This is a genomic window from Sulfitobacter sp. 1A15106, from assembly GCF_043556995.1.
Lineage (GTDB): Bacteria > Pseudomonadota > Alphaproteobacteria > Rhodobacterales > Rhodobacteraceae > Sulfitobacter > Sulfitobacter faviae.
In genome coordinates, this window is record NZ_JBIFFM010000007.1 from 17,183 (window position 1) to 35,632 (window position 18,450).

Consider the following 18,450-nt stretch of genomic DNA (forward strand, 5'->3'; position numbering starts at 1 on the left):
TCGCCTTCGAGAAAACATAGGAGAAACCCATGGACGACCTAATCAAAATCCCGAAGCGGTTCATCGTTGATCACGAAGAGCGCGACCTGAGCACACCGATTGTGGTGCGCACGACAAAGTCCCACTACTTCATCTGCAAGAACGACCCGGCGTGCCCCGAGCTGCTGAGCGATGCCGCGTTCTATGCTGACGATGGCATTGATGCCGACACGCCCGAGCTGCGCGGTCTTGTCGTCTCGGCCAAGGCCACCGCCGATGCCCTGAAGGCTGCTGGCGTGAAGGAGCCCTCGGCATGAAGAACTTCCTGATTATCACCGCCTTCTCGGCCGTCGCCACCCTCCTCGCCGCGCAGGATGCGCGATCCGAGACCCTCGGCATCGACTCCATCGCATGCACCTCCAAGGAGAACATGCAAACGCTCTCACAGGCTCAGGCCGAGCGCGACATCCGCATGATCAACTACCTCGTTCAGATGAACGCATGCACCATCCTGCCAGCTGGCACCGACTTCTCGGTCGTGGACGTGATGTTCTTCTCTGGCCTCGCCAAGGTTCGCGTCTGGGCTGGCAACACGCCGGTGACGCTTGTCACCCCGATCGAGAACACCCGCGCCCGCGGCGGCCTGTCAGGGCAATCGGCCCAGTAAGGGATCGTTTCCCGCTTGACCCGAGTTGTGCCATTATGGCATTGTCATAAGGCAAAGAAAGTGAGCCAACCATGAAGCACTTCACCATCCACCCGCAGCGGCGCGCCCCACGCAAGCCGCGCAAAGACCCCGCCATCGAGCAGATGCTCGACGAAGTTTTCGCAACCGTTTTTGGAGATAAATTCTGATGCAAGCCCCTGACATGACACCCGGCACCGCTGCCGACCAGACCTCGACCGCCACCCCCGAGTCCGAGGGTGACGCCACCTACCGCGTGACCGCCGCCGAGCTGAAGCAGTTCGTCGAGCGCTATGAAGGCCTTGAAGCTGAGAAGAAGGACATCTCCGACCAGCAGAAGGAGGTGATGGCTGAGGCCAAGAGCCGTGGTTACGACATCGCCACGATTAAGGAGATCGTCCGACTTCGCAAGATGGACAAGGATGAGATCGCTGAGAAGGAAGCGGTGCTCGACATGTATCGCGAGGCGCTCGGCCTCTGATGCCCACTACCGGGGGAGCCACGCATAGATGCGCGGAAAGCGGTGCCGGTGGCCTACCTGCATCCATCCCCCGGCAACCCACTTCACGATGCGCTCTTCCAGCGCGTCGGGATCGATCAGAGCTCGGATCGCAGTGCCGTCAGTCGGCGCGGTGTCGGGGTCATTCCACATAGACAAGAGATAAGAGCGGCAAGGCTGGAGGGCAAGATGGGCGACAAGCCAGTCACACTAGAGCGGCTGAACGACGCGATCGACACGATCGAGGAGCTGGAGGACCCACAGCTGGAGCCGGTTCTGGACCGCCTCTACGAGGAGCTGGAGACCATGGAGAAACGTGCCCAGCGCCGTGAGCGGCGGACACGGCGGAAGTCAGGAGCGGCGTGATGGACCCGATGTACTTGATCGAGAAGAAGGGCCTCTACTACCGGCCCGAGGCCAAGGGGTACACCTACCTCAAGCGCGAGGCTGGCCGCTACACCTTCGAGGAAGCCGCCGTGCGTGTTGGTCCGAATGGCCCCGACGGGTCGCAGGACGGCATGTCGATGTGGCTGCAGGACGAGGCTCCCGAGTTCTCTTCTGGCGCCGACCAGATCACCCGGCAGGAAGAGTTCATCCGCAAGCGGGTCCGCAACGAAACACTAGACGAGGCCGCCGCTCTGGCGCGCCACCGTTACAAAACTTGGCACAACGGCAGCGGCGTGAGCTGCGATGTCACAGCCTGCGCCGAGATCGCAAGGGGACTCGAGTCCCTCAAAGAGGAGTATCCGACGTGCTGATTGAACTGAAGTTTCTGCTGTGGGCGGCCGCGCTGATTGGCCTGCCATGGATGACGATGTGGATGGTGCCGTTGCTCTGCGGCAGGTCTCTGCGCAGCGAATATGCCGGCCTCGTCTCCGCACTGGCCGTGCTCGTGGCCTACGGCCTCGGCATCCACCTTGGGGCGGAGGCAGACACATGTCGCTGATTGACCGCAAAGCCGTAGCCGCCGCGATCTCGCTCTCTGAGTACGAGCGGGACTTCTCGCACGGAGATCACGACCCATGGGATGAGGGCTGGATCACCAGCCGTCACTACCAGTATGCCGACGCCGCGATCGAGACCCTGCAGCCCGCGCTCGATCAGACGCGCTACGACGACCGCACCGGCTGGGACCTGCGCAAGTTTGGTGGCGACGTGATCATGGACCTGACCCACCTGTGCGTCAGCGCCGTGCGCGGCGACAACCTCAAGCAGGCGCAGAAGCTGAGCGGCCTGCGCAAGGAGCTGGAGAAGCTCTACCCGGCCGCGAATGCGGAGATCGAGGAGCGCTGGCCTGTGGCGCGCGCGCCTGAGGCCCCGGCAGACATCCCTGCCCCGCGCCTATCGCCGGATGGCAAGGAATACATCTGCAACAGCTGCGGTCTCCAGTGGGTGCCCGGCACCGCGCCCGGCTGCAGCTCCTGCGAAGCCAAGTGGGCAGAGGTTGAGGGCTCCCGGTTCATCACGATGACCTACACAAACTGGCGCGGCGAGACTGCAGTGCGCGAGGTCGCGCCGTTTGGCGATCTGGTGTGGAGGGCGACCGAGCACCACCCCAAGCCACAATGGATCATGACGGCTTGGTGTAAAGACAAGCAGGCCTACCGTGACTTCGCGCTGGCCGATTGCGTGTTCGACGGTGCGAGCGATGGCCGCCCCATGCCCACCGATCTGTTCTTGGTGAAGTTGGGCAAGGCCTGCGACGACCACTACGACCGCAGCGAGGCGATCAAGCACTGGCTGGAGGGCGCGTGGGACGAGGCAATGGAATTTCTGGAGGACCCGGCATGACCGGCTCTTCGGCATCATCCCAGCCCGCCCTCAAAATCAAGGGGCCTGACGGGGTAATCCGCACCCCCGACGAACACTACGGCACCATGATGGATGTGGAGCAAGACCCGACCGGCGCATGGCAGTCGATTCAGGACCAAGCCGCCCGCATCTCCGATCTGGAGGCGGCGCTCGACAGCGAGCACGCGGTGGTCGGCAGCAACATCTGGCGATTCTGGGCGGAGAAGGCCCGCAAGGTCGCCGAGAAGCTCTCAGGCGCCCGCACAGAGGCTCTGCGTGAGGCGGCAAAGAGGGCACCTGTGCTTTGCGGAACCTGTGAAGGCTTAGGGGAGCTGGATGACGCTGACTGCGGGGACATCAGTTTCCGAACATGGGTCTGCCCCGCCTGCAGCGGAAGCAAGACCGTACCTAACCCCACCATCCTCGCCCTCATCAAAGGAGAACACCCATGACCGACACAACAGAAAGCGTAGCCAAAGTGATCAGCCAGCAGTGTCTGGAGAAGACTGAAGGCGGATGGCAGCCGTCGATCGCTGCGGCTATGGACATGGCCCGCGCCGCTATTGCCGCGATGCCCGCCGCGCCCCAGAACCCATGGCCTGACTACGAAATGAAGATCGCCGATGCTGGTGACGCCTACATCCGCAGCATCGCTTTCAACGGCAAGCACACCCTCCCGGCGATGTTCCGGTGGCAGAAGCTCTGGGACGTTATGAACGAGGCCGCGCGCAGCGGTGAGAGTGAGCAGGCCCAGAGCTGGGAGGCCAGCTGGCAGTGGTGGGCTGGCCGTGACGAGGAATGGATGACCGTTGGCCCCTGCCCGACCCGGCAGTGCGCGATCGACGGGATGGTTGATGACGGCGGCGCTGAGTGTCTCGACGAAAGTCAGGACCCGCCTGTGTGGGTGAATACCTTCACGGTGGTGGAGGCGCGCCAAGACCCTCTGCGCATTGCTGACTGGATCGACGCCGACTCGATTCTGGAGCGAGCCGAGGAGAACCTCGCCGACAGCGATCGGGTTGGGTGCGAGAACGACGACGGCCCGTGGTTTGAGGTCTCCAAAGAGCAGGGGGCTGACCTTGAGGCACGCCTGCGCCGCGCTTGCGACGAGTGGCAGGCCGCACATGGCCTCCGCTTCGAGTCCATGACGTTCAGCCATACTCGCAATCAGGAGGTGGTAACCGCGCTAGCCTCCCGTGGCATCGAGGGGGATGTGGCATGACCGAGACAGTTACGATCGGAGTAGAGCACATCGCCGCCATCCTGATTGTGCTCTTGATTGTGTGCGGGGCTATCCGATGACCAGCCCAGCGCCCCTCAACTGGGTCGAGCACGCACACGGCTCGCACGAGAGCGCGATGACCGACGACGGCACGCTCTACATCGCGACCGAAAACGGCTGGCGCACGACCGGCTCTACCTTCGTGAGCAGCGGCTCCATCGACGAGGCCAAGGAGGCGGCGCTCGCGCACTACCGGCGCACCGCTGGCCGCAAGGAGGATGACGCGCTCGATGAGCTATCCGTGTCCGCCTTCGAGCGGCTGGGCCGGGATGAGCAGCTCCTCGCGACGGCCGGGGCGGTCTACAACTCAGCCTACGCCAAGGGCTGGCGAGAAGGTCAGGCGCGCGGGTTGGAGTTTGGTCGGGCTCTGCACACGCACTGGGCGTGGCTGCCTGTGGTAACTGGCGCCATGATCGCGGGCGCAGTTTTAACCGCCGTGACGTACAATTTGGTGTCTCACCTGAACACCTTGCAGTAGATTGATTCTACTGAACTAATCCCGGCGGCGGGGTCCAGCCGCATGTATCCTAGACTAAAGAAAGGCTTTTTCAGACTTCGAAAGTCCTACTCCCCGGTGGGCAACTTGACACAAACTGAACCCCGCCAGCGTTCATGCTGAGCGGGGCTTTTTTTCTGCGCTGGTGTGGTAAAGGTCAGGGGCGCGACAGGAACTGACAGGCCTCAGAACATGGATGATCGAGTCTTCCGAAGTGGGACCACCCATATCGAGGTGACGTGCTGGATGTGCGGACACAGCGTTGTCCTGAGGCCGGCGGACCTGCCTCAGGATATCACGGATTACGAGTTTGAGAGTCGTGCGAAATGTCGCTGCGGGACCGGCTGGCCCTACGTCACCAAGTTTCCAAAGAAGAAGCCGATGACTATGTGATCGGCGCTAGCCGGCTTGGTCGATCTCAATACGCACTGGCGCCACACAGAAGCCGTAGCCGATCAGGGCTTCGCGTGTGCCGGCGGAGCCGTGAGGCAGCGGGTACTGGCTCGCGCCACTGTAGAGCGCGGCCTCCTTACATCGGCATGCCGCCACCCACGCGGCCTCTTCGGTGTCGCGGATGGTGCTCGCGATCGGCACGGGGGCGCCCCAGTTGGGGTCTATCAGGGCAAATGGCATACTTCCTCCTTCGGCGTGATGTCCCGGGCGGCCGTGGCCCGGCAGTCAGGGCAGCACTGAGGGCCGCGCCATCCTTGCTCCTCCAGCATCGCGAGGATCATCGATGTGCCGATACCCCCAGCGCGGGGACTCTGAAAGAAGGCTATCGCGCCGCAGCTCCGGCACCTCGCAGTCATCGCGGCCATCAGGCGGCGGCCCCGAGCTTGCTGTGCAGCTCGTCGATGTCGTAGCTGTTCTGAGCCGCCATCAGCTCAAAGGTGTTGACGCGCCAATCCTCCTGCGGTGGCTTGAACCCCTTGATCTTGGCTTGAAGGCGCAGCGCATCGAGGGCGACATCGATGCCGGCCACGAGTAAGTAGAGATCACGGCCCAGCTCTCCGATGCCGGCTGCGGTGAGAACGTCTTTCGCTTTCGAGTTGTTCTTTGACATAGCTGGATCCTCAAGCTGCCGCGGCATCGTCGATGAAGGAGAAGCGCGACAGGTGCCAGCACGCCACCTCGCCGAAGTCATTGGTGACGATCAGGAAGGGCCGCGATTCGAAGATGCCCTCCTCGACGCGGATGGCCTCGTAGACCTTGCCGTAGGTCATGGAGTGCTCGCCCCGAAAGCCGGTCGCTTTGAGCTTCATGCCGGGGGTGACTTTGTGGGCTTCGCGGTGATCGATCATGGTCCGTTCCTTTTTTCCAGTTGACCGTTGATCGGCCTATGGATGGACCCTAGCGTGATTCGTGCCAATTATGCAATGCTATTATGCCATTTTGGAAATAGTTTTCGAGCTGGGCGAGGAGGCGCGCCCGCCCCCTCTCGCCAATGCTACTTAAATACAGCCAATAGGACGCCAAGCACGCCAGCGATGGCCGCGACCCAGATCAGTCGATGCTCCATATCAGTGCGCTTGGTTTCTGAGACCTCCTTTTCCGAGAGCCAGTTCTCTACAAAACGCCTTGGGGGCCGCGTGCTGGGTTCGCTTTTCCCGTTAACCTTCACGAAATTAACCGAAGCCCCATCGCTGCTGCCTACCTCACCAGAGCTCATGCGGCTCCGCACATTTCGCGGTCCCATCTTCTCCAGTTCGGCGACCCATAGCTTTTCCAGCTGATCTCTCGGGATACGCCTCACGAGTTCCCTCCTATCTGGACTACCCATAAGAAACTTGAAGGTAGCCTACATAAACCCCGGCGGCTGCAATGATGAACATACATATCCACTCCCACTTCCTCCTAGCAAAGGAAAGCAGAGCTCTTGATACCGTTGCAGTCCAATGGCGTCGCAAGACCTCAGGGCGAACAACACGCCCGGTAGTTGGGTCGTATTCCCCGCGGTCAACTCTGCCGTCCCACCATCTCTTCAAAGCACTTTTCATCTCGCCTCCCGCCTCACAACTCAGAGCCCCCCCCGCGCGGCCAAGAACGCGGCGCGGGATTTATTGTCACAGCGCGACCGCAAGCACCGCTTTGTAGCGGACCTCGTCACCACCGCCCTCACCGTAGCGCTGCTCTTGCAGGGCATGCCCGAAGAGGTCGCGGCGGACCCGGTCCAGCACACCCGCCTCGATCATGCGGTCTTCGAATGCGTGGCGCAAGCTGTAGAGCGTGGTGCGGTCGGACTCCTTCAGGCCGTTCTCGCGCAGGAACTTGTTCACCGCGTCCGACAGCTTGTCCTTTCCGCAGTAGGTCGGGAAGACCTCAGTCCTGCCCGCGCGCTTCGCCTCCTCGACGGCTTCCCGGGCAGCCTCCAGTGCCACCCCGGCCAGCGGGACATCCCGGCTCGACTGGTGGTTCTTGAGCTGACGCCCCTCGGGCCGGATCATCATCATGGGGATCGGTCCATCGAGATCGAAGTGATGCGCGAGCGTGCCGCAGATTTCGGATGGCCGGGCCCCGGTGTTGACCATGATGTGAACGACCCGGCGCGCCTCATTGCCCATGCCATCGAGCGCACCCTTCGCGAGGAGCTTGTTCTCGATCCAGTCCCGGCTGAAGGCGGCTCTCCGCGTGCCCGGGTCCTTCTTCAGCGCCAGCCGGTCGACCGGCAGGGTCAGCCCGAGGTTCTTCATCTCGTTGATATAGCGGAGCACCCCGACCAGATGGATGATATCCTTGTTCGCGCTCGACGAGGTGATCTCCTCGCGATTGACCCGCTCGATCAGATACTCACGGAAGGCCAGCATGTCGTCGCGGGTCAGGCTGCCCAGCGCCCGATCGCCGACCACCTCGATGAAGAGCTTGAAGGCTTTCTTGCGTGGGTTGCGCCAGCGCCTGATCTGGTCATCGGTCTTGCCTTTGATCTTGTCGGTGGCAAGCCGGAAGTATTCGTCCAGAGCTCGGCTCACAGTGATCTCGGGTAGTGGGGCCAGACCCAGCGCCGCGGTGGCCTCCTCTGGCCCCTCAGCGGCGGCCTCAGCGCGCGCGATGATCTCTGCTAGCGGCAGCCCTGCGATCTCGGTGGGCGTCTTGTAGGCCAGCCCCATGCGCTGGGCGTCTCGCTTGGCTTGCGCGAAGTTGTGCTCGGCGAGCTGGATATCACCCGCAAGCTTCGCCTCCCACCCGTCGCAGAGCTTCGCCCAAGCGGACTCGGCCTTGCGCTGAGCGTCCCGCAGACTGTCGGTCTTAAGGGAGAACTTCACAAAGGTCCGGCTGTCGACCTCCGCAAAGCGGGCGGGCACGCGGCGCCGCAGATAGTAGGTGTTGCCGATCTTATCGATCATCTGGATTCTGCCTTTGTGACCAAAAATGTGACCCAAAATGTGCACCAAAAAATCAGGAGCTGTCAAGCGTAGGGCCATGAAAATAAGGGGTTTCCTTATTTATCATATGGTTACGATATAGGGCTAATCAAGGAAGTGGCGGACCCTAGAGGATTCGAACCTCTGGCCTCTGCCTTCGGAGGGCAGCGCTCTATCCAGCTGAGCTAAGGGTCCACTGAGGGGCGGTATAGCCAGAGCGCGCCGCCCCTGCAATGGGAAATCCGGGGGCAAGGGCGGCGAAATTCACCTTAGGCGAAAAGATCATGCGCCAATTCAAGCGCGTCGACCAATGTGTCGACCTCGGCCCGGGTGTTATACATGCCAAAGGACGCGCGGCAGGTGGCCGAAACGCCGAGATGCGTCATCAAGGGGGCTGCGCAATGATGCCCAGCCCGGACGGCCACGCCTTTCTTGTCGAGCACGGTCGAGATGTCATGCGCATGGGCGGCGCCGTCCAGTGTGAAGCTAAAGATCGCCGCTTTGTCCGGCGTCGTGCCTTGCAGGTTGAGCCAATTCAAACCGCCGAGCCGCGAGACCGCGTAGTCGCGCAGATCGTCCTCATGGGCGGCGATATTCTCCATCCCCAGATCCATCATGAACTCCAGCGCCACGCCCAAGCCAATGGTGCCGACGATCCCGGGGGTGCCGGCTTCGAACATCATTGGCGGATCGTTGTAGCTCACCGCGTCCTTGCTGACTTCCCGGATCATGTCACCGCCGCCGATGAAGGGGCGCATTTCGGCCATGCGCTCGGACTTGATATAGATCGCGCCCGAACCGGAGGGGCCATAGAGTTTATGTCCCGTGACGGCATAGAAATCACAGCCGAGGTCCTGCACATCGACCGGCATATGCACCGCTGCCTGCGAGCCATCGACCAAGACTGGAACGCCCTTCTCATGGGCGGCTTCAGCGATGGTTTTCACATCAACTTTCGTGCCCAAGACGTTGGAAAGGTGGGATATTGCAACCAGCTTTGTCTTCGGCCCGATGGCGTCGATCACCGCCTGTGGGTCAAGCGCGCCGGTGGCGTCCACCTCGACCCATTTCAGCACCACGCCTTGCCGTTCGCGCAGGAAATGCCAGGGCACGATATTGGCATGATGCTCCATTACCGACAGGACGATCTCATCGCCCGCCTGCATGCGCGGCATGGCCCAACCATAGGCCACGGTGTTGATCCCCATGGTCGCCCCGGTGTTGAGCACGATCTCATCTTCCGACCCGGCGTTGAGGAAGCGCGCCACGGTGCCGCGCACGCTTTCGTATTTGTCGGTCGCTAGATTAGAAAGATAGTGCAAGCCCCTGTGAACGTTGGAGTATTCACTCGCATAGGCTTGGGTAATCGCGTCGATCACCACCTGCGGCTTCTGGGCCGAAGCGCCATTGTCGAGATAGACCAGCGGTTTGCCGTTCACCTCGCGGCCAAGGATTGGAAACTGCGCCCGGACGGCTTCAACGTCGAACATGACTTAAACTCCCTGGGCGGTCAGCCCGATCAAAGACAGCAGAAGGCCAAGCCCCAGCAAGACCCCAAGCGCGGCCCCCGCGAGCACTGCGGCGGCGTAGAACAGGCCCGGCAGATGCAAGAGTTCGGCCACGAAATTCAAAAGGATCCAAAGACCCCAAAATGTAACGACGAAGGAGGCCAGCAGCGCCACTGGCGGTAGGGCCAAAGTCAGCAGCAGGATGCCCAGTTGGGCGCAGAGGCGAAGCGCCTGAAGCCACACGACGGCAGCCAAAAGCGGCGTCAACGCGCCCTGCCCGCCCAGTGCCCGGCCAACCCACGTCAGCGCATGCACATAGAGCACCATCAACCCGGCCAGCAGCGCGAAGAGCACCAGCGGCGATTGGAAATAGCTCGGCAGCGCCATGGCGGGCGGCGCGATCACGAAGGTGGCCGAGATGACGAGCGCGTTCAGCGCGGCCACCAAGGCAAGCGACGTCCAGATGACATCATTGCCCAAGGGCAGCTCCGCAATCTGGCGCGCTGCCGCGCGGGGGCTGCGCAGGGTGGTCTGCGCAAGCTGGATCAAGGCGCCGCTCATCTCAGCCCCGCTGCGCGGCAACAAGGCCCGCGATCCAGAACCAAAAGAACACGGCCAACCAGACCACCCCGACGATCTGCGCCTGTAGGCCCGGCCCGATGAACCCAAGCGCGAGCCCCAGCAACAGAAAGATCGGTGCAGAGGCAAGGAGCGACCAAACCAAGGTCAGCCGCACCGCATAACCGCTGAGCCGTTGCCCCGCGAGACGGCTGATCCCCCAGACCATCGCGGCCAAGCCATAGAGCAGCAAGGGCATCACGAAGATCCAGAAAAACGCACTCCAATACTGGCGCACCGCGAGCGGCCCGTCCGGATCGAGATGCGCCGCGCGGGCTTGATACGGCGACAGGGCCACGAAGATCAGCAGCCCCGCCATCAGCGCGAACATCAGCACGCGCACCTCGTTGCGTCCCTGCGCAAGCAGCCCCGACATCACTTTGCCGGGGCCGCGGTAGGTCGCAACGATATCGCTGGTAACAGCCATCAGGCGCTACGACGCTCCAACCACGAGCTGAGACGCCCGGTGATTTCCTCGCGCAGTCCCTCGGCCTCGATCTCCTCCACCGCTTCGGCAAGGAAGGCGAGCGTCAGCAGGTCAGTCGCCTCGGCATGGGACACCCCGCGGGCGCGGAGGTAGAACAGTGCCTCCTCGTCGATCGCGCCGGAGGTCGAGCCATGCGAACAGGCCACGTCATCGGCGTAGATCTCAAGCTCGGGTTTGGCGAGGAACTGGCTGTCGCCGTCCAGAAGAAGCGACTGGCTGATCTGGTAGCCATCGGTCTTCTGCGCGCCTTCCTTGACGAGGATCTTGCCCTGGAAGACGCCGGTGGCACCGTTGCGCAGCACCTTCTTGAAGACCTGACGGCTTTCGCAGTTCTCGGCATCATGGGTGATGAAGACCGTGTCGTCATGGTGGAAATCACCATCGCCGACGCAGGCGCCCGCGACATGAGCCGAGGCATCGTCGCCAGTGAGCTCGATCACGCATTCGTTGCGCGTTAGCGCGCCGTTCACGGTAACAGTGAAGCTCTTGAACAGCGACTCGGTGCCCAAACGGGTGAAGACATGGGTCGCGGCACGGCGCTCGTGGTCCCGACCCTGTGCGCGCACATGGTGGAAGCGCGCAGTGTCGGCCACCTCGACCTCCATCACGGTATTGAAGCGCGCGGCGGCGGGGCCGTTCTCCAAAAGCGTGACTTCCGCACCTTTGTCAAGCTTTACCACATGGTGCAACATCGCGTCAGAAGTCTCTGATTTGTGATGATAAACCAGATTGATTGGCTTGCTCGGCTTGCCGGTGACATGGATCAAAACGCCATCGGTCGCAAAGGCGGTGTTCAGGGCCGCGAGCGGGCGCTGCACCGGGGTCTGGCCGTTCTTTTCCAGCGTCCCGTAGAGGTCGCGTGCCCAATGCAGGTCGCTGTCCGCCGCGGCCAGCCGTTCGATGCTGACGCCTTCGAGCGTGAGGTCATCCGAGGCTTCGGCATCGAACACGCCATCGACGAAGACGATGCGCAGGCGCTCGGTGCCGTCGAACAGCGGCGCATCGCCGTGATCAAAGATCGCGGCAGGCTGCGCCTCGGCCTGGGTCAGCGTGTCGGGACGGGTGAACTTCCAATATTCATCCCGGCGCTGCGGCAGGCCCATGGCGCGGACCCGCGCCAGCGCATCTTCGCGCGCCGCACGGCTCCAGCCACCCTGCGGCATGTCGAGCGCTGCGATCATCGCCTCGGTCGGGGTTTCTTTCAGTTGTGCTTCGGCCATTATGCCACCTCGGCAAGGATGTCTGCGTAACCGTTGTTCTCGACTTCGAGCGCGAGCTCAGGCCCGCCGGTCTTGATGATGCGGCCATCGTGCATGATGTGCACGACGTCGGGTTTGATGTGGTCAAGAAGACGCTGGTAGTGGGTGATGACGAGGAAACCGCGGCCCTCGGTGCGCAGGGCGTTCACGCCTTCGGCCACCAGTTTCATCGCGTCAACGTCGAGGCCCGAGTCGGTCTCGTCGAGGATGCACATCTTGGGCTCAAGCATCGCCATCTGCAGGATTTCGTTGCGCTTTTTCTCACCGCCGGAGAAGCCCATGTTCACGGGACGCTTCAGCATCTCGGCGTCGATCTTGAGGTTTTTCGCCTTGGCGCGGATTTCCTTAAGGAAATCGGCGGCCGAGATTTCCTCTTCGCCGCGCGCCTTGCGCTGTGCGTTCACGGCGGTGCGCAGGAAAGTCATGTTGCCGACGCCGGGGATTTCCACCGGGTACTGGAAAGCAAGGAAGAGGCCCGCCGCGGCGCGCTTTTCGGGTTCCAGTTCGAGGATGTCTTCGCCTTCGAGCGTGGCGGAGCCTTCGGTGACCTCGTAGCCGTCCTTGCCCGAGAGCACGTAGCTCAGCGTGGACTTGCCCGAGCCGTTCGGCCCCATGATGACATGGACCTTGCCGGCCTCGACTTCCAGATCGACGCCCTTGAGGATCTGCTTGTCCTCTTCTTCCAGTTTCACCTGCAGGTTCTTGATGCTCAGCATTTCGGTCTCCTTCTGGCGCGCCTTGCGCCGCAATTCATGCTATTTCAGTGTTGTTTCAGGGGCTTGCCCCTGCGTGTTAAAGTTCATGCCGCCCCCTGACGGGCGCAGAGCGCGGCGGGAAAGCTGTCTTTCAGCGCGGCGCGGCAGGCCGTGATGCCGTCTTGGTAGGTCAGCGGCCCGTCGGGTTTGGGTGCCGCCGGAATATCGGCCAAGGCAATCGGCGCGCGCATGTTGCGCCCCACGGAGGCGGCGTAGTCGTGAAACTTCAACCGCCCCTGCCCCTCGGGCGCCACCCAAGTGTTGGCCACGCCGTAAGCATCCGCCGTGATCAACCCGTGCAGCGACGAGGCAAAGACATGGGCGCAGGCCGCGATGGCGGCACAGACCTGCTCCACCGGATCGCGCGGGTCGATCAGCACATAGGCGCTGTCGGAGGCGACGAGGTCCAGCAGATCGGGATCGTCCGCCAGCGTGTGATGCGGCACGATGCCGATCTTGTCGCCGCGCGGTGCGTCGCTGGGCAGCACCTCGTTCACCAAAAGCCCCGGATCACCGAAAGCCTCGGTCTCGATCCCCAATAGCGCCGCCGTCACCGGCCCGCGCAGCAGGGCAATCTCGATGTTCTTCAGGAACGCACGCCCCCCCGCGGGACGCAGCAGGCCGCTGCCCCAGATCACCGGTTTGGCCCCCGCACGCGGACTGTCGAAATTACGCCGTACGATCTGCAACAGCGAGCCGAGCGCAAAGACCTCCGCCTGATCGACGCCCGCATGCACCACCCGCCGCCCCGAGACATGGCTCAGGATCAGCGGGCTCAGCGCATCGCCGAAGTTCGGCTGCGCTTTCCACCAATGCAGGCGGAGGGGAGTATGCGCCGCATCAAGGCTCATTAGCCGACGGAGCCTTCCAACGAGATCGCCACCAGCGCTTGCGCTTCCATGGCAAACTCCATCGGCAGCGCCTGCAGCACGTCCTTGCAGAAGCCGTTCACCACCAGCGCCACGGCCTCTTCCTCGTCCATGCCGCGCGAGCGGCAATAGAACATCTGGTCGTCGTCCACCTTGGAGGTGGTTGCCTCATGCTCCACGCGGCTCGAGTTGTTCTTCACCTCGATATACGGCACCGTATGGGCCCCGCATTCCGAGCCGATCAACAGGCTGTCGCACTGGGTATAGTTGCGCGATTCCTTAGCCTTGGGGTGCATCGAGACGAGGCCCCGATAGGTGTTCTGCGCCTTGCCCGCCGAGATGCCCTTGGACACGATGCGCGACTTGGTGCGCTTGCCGAGGTGCACCATCTTGGTGCCGGTGTCGGCCTGCTGCATGTTGTTGGCGATGGCGATGGAGTAGAACTCGCCTTGGCTGTCGTCGCCGCGCAGGATGCAGGAAGGGTATTTCCAGGTCACGGCGGAGCCGGTCTCGACCTGCGTCCACATCACCTTCGCGCGGTCGCCGCGGCAATCGGCGCGCTTGGTCACGAAGTTGTAGATACCGCCCTTGCCGTCCTCGTCACCGGGGTACCAGTTCTGGACGGTGGAGTATTTCACTTCCGCGTCTTCCTCGACGATGATCTCGACCACGGCGGCGTGCAACTGGCTCTCGTCGCGCTGCGGCGCGGTGCAGCCTTCGAGGTAGCTCACGTAAGAGCCCTTGTCGGCGATGATCAGCGTGCGCTCGAACTGGCCAGTGTTCTCGGCGTTGATGCGGAAATAGGTCGACAGCTCCATCGGGCAGCGCACACCCGGCGGGACATAGACGAAGGAGCCGTCGGAGAAGACGGCGGAGTTCAGCGTGGCGTAGAAGTTGTCCGACACCGGCACGACCGAGCCGAGGTACTTTTTCACCAGATCAGGGTATTCGCGGATCGCCTCGGAGATCGAGCAGAAGATCACGCCGGCCTTCTTCAGCTCTTCTTGAAAGGTGGTGCCGACGGAGACGGAATCGAACACCGCGTCCACCGCCACCTTGCGGCCTTCGGCAGGCGCATCCTCGGCGCCTTCGACACCGGCAAGGATCATTTGCTCCTTCAGCGGGATGCCGAGCTTCTCATAGGTCGCCAGCAGCTTCGGATCGACCTCGTCGAGCGATTTGGGTTTCTCGGCCATGCTTTTGGGGCGAGCGTAATAATACTGCTCCTGAAAGTCGATCTCAGGATAATCCACCATCGCCCAATCCGGCTCTTCCTTGCTGAGCCAACGGTTGTAAGCCTCAAGCCGCCATTCGGTCATCCACTCAGGCTCGCCGTTCTTTTCCGAGATCAGCTTCACGATCTCCGGCGTCAGCCCTTTGGGAGCGTATTCCATCTCAATGTCGGTGGACCAGCCGTACTTATACTTGCCGCCGACTTCGCGCACGGCATCCACGGTTTCCTGGTCAACGCCTTCCTTGACGCCATCATTCTCTTTCAGGGTCATATTTTCCAAGGTTTCAGTTCCTTTCCGTGGCGGCGCTCAGGCGGCCCGCGTTTCGTGCTTTTTCAGTTTCGCGGTCCAGCTTGTGGCGAACCGCAGGATATCTTCCCGGGTGGTGTCGAGGCCCAGCGACACCCGGATCGCGCTGGCGGCCTGTGTTTCATCAAAGCCCATGGCGCGCAATACGGCACTGGCGCGCACCTTGCCGCTGGAACAGGCCGACCCCGCCGAAATGGCAAAACCGGCAAGGTCCATCTGCATCACTTGGGTCTCGCCCTTCCAGCCGGGCGTGATGATACAAGAGGTGTTGGGCAGGCGCTGAGCGCCTTTCCCTACAAAAATAGTCGGACTTGCGGCATCCGCAAGGGTCGCTTCCAGCAAATCACGCTGTTCTGCCACCTCTTCCCAACGCCCCGCCGCCAGATCGGCCGCCGCGGCCTCAGCCGCCGCGCCGAACCCTGCAATGGCGGGGATATTCTCGGTCCCCGAACGGCGGCCCATCTCCTGCCCGCCGCCGCGCAGCAGCGCATGTTCGGCCAGATCAATGCCACGTTTAACGATCAACGCGCCGATCCCCTTGGGCCCGCCCAGCTTATGCGCCGAGACAAGGATGAAATCCGCGCCCGAGGTCGCCATCTGGAACCGGGTCTTGCCGAGCGCCTGCACCGCATCGACCAACACATAGGGCGTCCGCTCCATCGCCCAACACTGCTGGGCCAAAGGCATGGTCTGCTGCAACACACCCGTCTCGCTGTTCGCGGCCTGTAGGGCCACCACATCGCCCCCCGCCGCGGCGGTCAGGTCGCCGTCCCAAACACCCTGTGCGTCGACGCCCAAACGCGCCGCCTGCCCCCAAGACAGAACCGCGTCATGTTCCACCGCTGAGGTCACAACCCGCGCCCCCATCGCAGCCGCAAGCGCTGCCGCTTCAGTCGCTCCGGAGGTAAAAATCACATCGACCGGATCACAGCCCACAAGCCCCGCCACCTGCACCCGCGCGCGCTCGACCACGGCCTTGGCCGCACGGCCCTCGGCATGGACCGAGGACGGGTTGCCGGGCAGGTCCATCGCCGCGATCATCGCCGCGCGCGCCTCCGCCCGCAGCGGCGTGGTCGCGTTATGGTCAAGGTAGACCCGCATCCTTCATCCTTTTCCAAATACCGCGGGGGTCCGGGGGCAGCGCCCCCGAAATTCAACATCACCACCCGCGCAGACCACAGCCGCCAAGGCGCGCCCGTTGCCCAAAACCACCCTCACGACTCATCTACCACGGCAAAGAGGGTCGGCACCGCCGGACAGGGGGCCAGCTCATTCTCAACCACATCCGAGAGGCGCGTCTGGTGCAGGAAAACATAAACATGCGCGCTCAGCCCCTGCCACAGCCGGTTGGTCAGCGATTGCGCCCGGCTGCCCGACAGCCCGCCCGAGGCGCCCGCCCCCTTGTGCATCGCATCCACCGTCTCATCCACCGCCGCTAGCACATCGACCACGCGAATATCCGCCGCCGGACGCGCCAAACGATACCCGCCGCCCGGCCCCCGGACAGAGGTCACCAATTCGGCCCGGCGCAGCTTGACGAACAACTGCTCCAGATAGGGCAAAGAGACCGACTGCCGCTCGGCAATGTCGCCCAGAGACACCAAGGTGCCCTCGGGTTGCAGGGCAATATCGGCCAAAGCGACCATCGCGTAGCGCCCTTTGGTAGATAGCTTCATCGTCTCACCCTCACCCGCCGCGCCATTTGATTGACGTGGGCGGCTTAAATGCCTAAGTCCAAAGACTGATCCACGCGACACTGCGCGGAACCAGATTAGAACCGTTCTAAGGTGGCCTAGCGAATTCGTCAACTATTCGCGGCGATCTTTGAACCCCTAGACAGGGATACCCATGCCCGAGGTTATTTTTCCCGGACCCGAAGGCCGCCTTGAAGGCCGCTACCACCCCCAAAAAGAACGTGACGCCCCGATTGCCATCGTGCTGCATCCGCATCCGCAGTTCGGCGGCACGATGAATCACAAGGTCGTCTATAACCTGCACTATGCGTTCTACAACATGGGTTTCACCGTGTTGCGCTTCAACTTCCGCGGCGTGGGCCGCAGCCAGGGCGAATACGATCAGGGCATCGGCGAATTGTCTGATGCGGCCTCGGCGCTCGATTACCTGCAATCGATGAACAACAACTCCAAGCACTGCTGGGTTGCGGGTTTCTCCTTTGGCGCGTGGATCGGGATGCAACTGCTGATGCGCCGGCCTGAGATCACGGGCTTCATCTCGGTCTCTCCGCCTGCGAATATGTACGACTTTTCCTTCCTCGCGCCCTGCCCGGCCTCGGGTCTGGTGATCAACGGCACCGCCGACCGCGTGGCGCCGCCCGCCGATACCACGAACCTCGTCAGCAAGCTGCACGAGCAAAAGGGCATCACGATCACCCATCAGGAGATCGAAGGCGCCGGGCACTTCTTTGAAGAGCCGCATATGGACACGCTGATCACCTCGACTAGCGACTATGTCAAACGCCGCCTGACGGAATCCACACGCTGATGGCGGACGCGGTCGTCACCCAACTGGCCAATAAATTGGCCGAGGAATGTCTCGCCGTACAGGCCGAGACGGGTGAAGACCGCTTGTTTATGGAAGTCGGCGAGGTGCTGGGCGCCTCGTCGCAAACGCTGGAAGAAGCCTTTCTCACCGCCGTTCGCACCCGGATGGCGAACGACAAGGCCCGCGCTTTTCTGGCACGCAAGCTGCGCGACCATCGCGGCAAGGGCGGCACATGACAGAGCGGCTGGACAAGCAGATCGCCTTTCTGAACGAGGCCGACAAGCTGAAAACCGTGCTGCGCGGCACCACCCTATGCGATGCGAGCCGGGCGGAAAACTCTGCCGAACATTCGTGGCATCTGACGCTCTATGCACTGGTGCTGGCCGATCAGGCAGGCCCAGAGGTCGACATCAACCGCGTCATCAAGATGCTGATCCTGCACGACCTTGTCGAGATCGACGCGGGCGACAATCCAATCTTTGGCGACTATGACGCCGCAGAGATGGAAGCGCAGGAACAGATCGCCGCCGACCGCATCTTTGGCCTGCTGCCCGGCGATCTGCGTGATGACCTGCGCAGTATCTGGGAAGAGTTCGAGGCCGCCGAAAACCCTTCTGCCCGCTTTGCAAAATCGCTCGACCGGTTCCAGCCGCCGATGCAAAACCTCGCCTCCGGCGGCGGCAGTTGGACTGACTATAACGTCTCGGAAGCGCAAATCGAAGAAAAGGTGGGCCGCAAGATCGCCATCGGCGCCCCTGCCCTTTGGTCCTATGCCCGCGCCCGCATCAGCAGCTTTTTCGCCGGGGTCGGCGCCTGACCG

Annotated in this window: 26 protein-coding genes and 1 tRNA gene; 13 read left to right on the top strand and 14 right to left on the bottom strand. The window is 62.5% G+C overall.

What is annotated here, in order from left to right; genetic code table 11:
• Positions 1-29: 29 nt before the first annotated feature.
• The 10 genes from ACGYKA_RS12095 to ACGYKA_RS12140 all read left to right on the top strand — a co-directional run bounded on the left by ACGYKA_RS12095 (position 30) and on the right by ACGYKA_RS12140 (position 4,714).
• Positions 30-296: a hypothetical protein gene (locus tag ACGYKA_RS12095; RefSeq protein ID WP_394438930.1), complete on the top strand. Its 267-nt coding sequence runs from the start codon at positions 30-32 to the stop codon at positions 294-296.
• Positions 293-646, top strand: a complete 354-nt coding sequence (locus ACGYKA_RS12100; RefSeq protein WP_394438932.1) for a hypothetical protein — start codon at positions 293-295, stop codon at positions 644-646. The genes ACGYKA_RS12095 and ACGYKA_RS12100 overlap by 4 nt, the downstream gene beginning before the upstream one ends.
• A gap of 202 nt (positions 647-848) precedes the next feature.
• Positions 849-1,145, top strand: coding sequence for a DUF2312 domain-containing protein (locus ACGYKA_RS12105; protein WP_394439011.1), 297 nt, complete (start codon positions 849-851; stop codon positions 1,143-1,145).
• 207 nt (positions 1,146-1,352) lie between these two features.
• Positions 1,353-1,529 carry a hypothetical protein gene (locus ACGYKA_RS12110; protein WP_394438934.1) on the top strand — a complete coding sequence of 59 codons (177 nt, stop codon included), beginning with the start codon at positions 1,353-1,355 and terminating at the stop codon, positions 1,527-1,529.
• A complete protein-coding gene (locus ACGYKA_RS12115; protein ID WP_394438936.1) occupies positions 1,529-1,921 on the top strand; it encodes a hypothetical protein in 393 nt (130 codons plus the stop codon). Before ACGYKA_RS12110 ends, ACGYKA_RS12115 begins: the two co-directional genes overlap by 1 nt.
• Entirely contained in the window at positions 1,915-2,109 is a 195-nt protein-coding gene (locus ACGYKA_RS12120) for a hypothetical protein (protein WP_394438938.1), read from the top strand. Before ACGYKA_RS12115 ends, ACGYKA_RS12120 begins: the two co-directional genes overlap by 7 nt.
• Entirely contained in the window at positions 2,100-2,954 is an 855-nt protein-coding gene (locus ACGYKA_RS12125; protein ID WP_394438939.1) for a hypothetical protein, read from the top strand. Before ACGYKA_RS12120 ends, ACGYKA_RS12125 begins: the two co-directional genes overlap by 10 nt.
• Positions 2,951-3,406, top strand: a complete 456-nt coding sequence (locus tag ACGYKA_RS12130; protein ID WP_394438941.1) for a hypothetical protein — start codon at positions 2,951-2,953, stop codon at positions 3,404-3,406. Before ACGYKA_RS12125 ends, ACGYKA_RS12130 begins: the two co-directional genes overlap by 4 nt.
• Positions 3,403-4,176, top strand: coding sequence for a hypothetical protein (locus tag ACGYKA_RS12135; protein ID WP_394438943.1), 774 nt, complete (start codon positions 3,403-3,405; stop codon positions 4,174-4,176). The genes ACGYKA_RS12130 and ACGYKA_RS12135 overlap by 4 nt, the downstream gene beginning before the upstream one ends.
• Before the next feature lie 136 nt (positions 4,177-4,312).
• On the top strand, positions 4,313-4,714 hold the full coding sequence (locus ACGYKA_RS12140; protein WP_394438945.1) for a hypothetical protein: 402 nt from the start codon (positions 4,313-4,315) through the stop codon (positions 4,712-4,714).
• Positions 4,715-5,131: 417 nt separating this feature from the next.
• Here the strand turns inward: ACGYKA_RS12140 and ACGYKA_RS12145 are convergent, their stop codons facing one another.
• The 14 genes from ACGYKA_RS12145 to ACGYKA_RS12210 all read right to left on the bottom strand — a co-directional run bounded on the left by ACGYKA_RS12145 (position 5,132) and on the right by ACGYKA_RS12210 (position 16,804).
• Positions 5,132-5,365, bottom strand: a complete 234-nt coding sequence (locus tag ACGYKA_RS12145) for a hypothetical protein (RefSeq protein ID WP_394438947.1) — start codon at positions 5,363-5,365, stop codon at positions 5,132-5,134.
• A gap of 184 nt (positions 5,366-5,549) precedes the next feature.
• On the bottom strand, positions 5,550-5,795 hold the full coding sequence (locus ACGYKA_RS12150) for a hypothetical protein (protein ID WP_394438949.1): 246 nt from the start codon (positions 5,793-5,795) through the stop codon (positions 5,550-5,552).
• Positions 5,796-5,805: 10 nt separating this feature from the next.
• The gene (locus tag ACGYKA_RS12155; protein ID WP_394438951.1) at positions 5,806-6,033 is read right to left on the bottom strand and encodes a hypothetical protein; all 228 of its coding nucleotides are present in this window, start codon (positions 6,031-6,033) and stop codon (positions 5,806-5,808) included.
• A gap of 762 nt (positions 6,034-6,795) precedes the next feature.
• Positions 6,796-8,073: a DUF6538 domain-containing protein gene (locus ACGYKA_RS12160; protein ID WP_394438953.1), complete on the bottom strand. Its 1,278-nt coding sequence runs from the start codon at positions 8,071-8,073 to the stop codon at positions 6,796-6,798.
• Between the two features lie 136 nt (positions 8,074-8,209).
• Positions 8,210-8,286, bottom strand: a tRNA-Arg gene (locus tag ACGYKA_RS12165).
• Positions 8,287-8,360: 74 nt separating this feature from the next.
• A complete protein-coding gene (locus ACGYKA_RS12170; RefSeq protein WP_394409217.1) occupies positions 8,361-9,581 on the bottom strand; it encodes a cysteine desulfurase in 1,221 nt (406 codons plus the stop codon).
• Between the two features lie 3 nt (positions 9,582-9,584).
• Positions 9,585-10,160 (bottom strand): YIP1 family protein, encoded by a 576-nt coding sequence (locus ACGYKA_RS12175; protein WP_394409214.1) that lies wholly within the window; start codon positions 10,158-10,160, stop codon positions 9,585-9,587.
• Between the two features lies 1 nt (position 10,161).
• Positions 10,162-10,644 carry a YIP1 family protein gene (locus ACGYKA_RS12180; protein ID WP_394409211.1) on the bottom strand — a complete coding sequence of 161 codons (483 nt, stop codon included), beginning with the start codon at positions 10,642-10,644 and terminating at the stop codon, positions 10,162-10,164.
• A complete protein-coding gene (gene sufD, locus ACGYKA_RS12185; protein ID WP_394409209.1) occupies positions 10,644-11,924 on the bottom strand; it encodes a Fe-S cluster assembly protein SufD in 1,281 nt (426 codons plus the stop codon). Before sufD ends, ACGYKA_RS12180 begins: the two co-directional genes overlap by 1 nt.
• Positions 11,924-12,679, bottom strand: coding sequence for a Fe-S cluster assembly ATPase SufC (gene sufC, locus ACGYKA_RS12190; RefSeq protein ID WP_394409206.1), 756 nt, complete (start codon positions 12,677-12,679; stop codon positions 11,924-11,926). Before sufC ends, sufD begins: the two co-directional genes overlap by 1 nt.
• An 83-nt stretch (positions 12,680-12,762) precedes the next feature.
• Positions 12,763-13,569, bottom strand: coding sequence for a polysaccharide pyruvyl transferase family protein (locus ACGYKA_RS12195; protein ID WP_394409203.1), 807 nt, complete (start codon positions 13,567-13,569; stop codon positions 12,763-12,765).
• Positions 13,569-15,092 carry a Fe-S cluster assembly protein SufB gene (gene sufB / locus ACGYKA_RS12200; protein ID WP_209218955.1) on the bottom strand — a complete coding sequence of 508 codons (1,524 nt, stop codon included), beginning with the start codon at positions 15,090-15,092 and terminating at the stop codon, positions 13,569-13,571. The genes ACGYKA_RS12195 and sufB overlap by 1 nt, the downstream gene beginning before the upstream one ends.
• 36 nt (positions 15,093-15,128) lie before the next feature.
• Positions 15,129-16,229: a cysteine desulfurase family protein gene (locus tag ACGYKA_RS12205; RefSeq protein WP_394409200.1), complete on the bottom strand. Its 1,101-nt coding sequence runs from the start codon at positions 16,227-16,229 to the stop codon at positions 15,129-15,131.
• A gap of 113 nt (positions 16,230-16,342) precedes the next feature.
• Entirely contained in the window at positions 16,343-16,804 is a 462-nt protein-coding gene (locus tag ACGYKA_RS12210) for an Rrf2 family transcriptional regulator (RefSeq protein WP_067262959.1), read from the bottom strand.
• Positions 16,805-16,976: 172 nt separating this feature from the next.
• Between ACGYKA_RS12210 and ACGYKA_RS12215 the strand changes: the two genes are divergently transcribed.
• The 3 genes from ACGYKA_RS12215 to ACGYKA_RS12225 are packed head-to-tail and all read left to right on the top strand — an operon-like array spanning position 16,977 to position 18,447.
• A complete protein-coding gene (locus ACGYKA_RS12215; protein ID WP_067262961.1) occupies positions 16,977-17,630 on the top strand; it encodes an alpha/beta hydrolase in 654 nt (217 codons plus the stop codon).
• Positions 17,630-17,866, top strand: a complete 237-nt coding sequence (locus ACGYKA_RS12220; RefSeq protein WP_394409197.1) for a hypothetical protein — start codon at positions 17,630-17,632, stop codon at positions 17,864-17,866. The genes ACGYKA_RS12215 and ACGYKA_RS12220 overlap by 1 nt, the downstream gene beginning before the upstream one ends.
• On the top strand, positions 17,863-18,447 hold the full coding sequence (locus tag ACGYKA_RS12225) for an HD family hydrolase (protein ID WP_394409194.1): 585 nt from the start codon (positions 17,863-17,865) through the stop codon (positions 18,445-18,447). Before ACGYKA_RS12220 ends, ACGYKA_RS12225 begins: the two co-directional genes overlap by 4 nt.
• Positions 18,448-18,450: the final 3 nt, after the last annotated feature.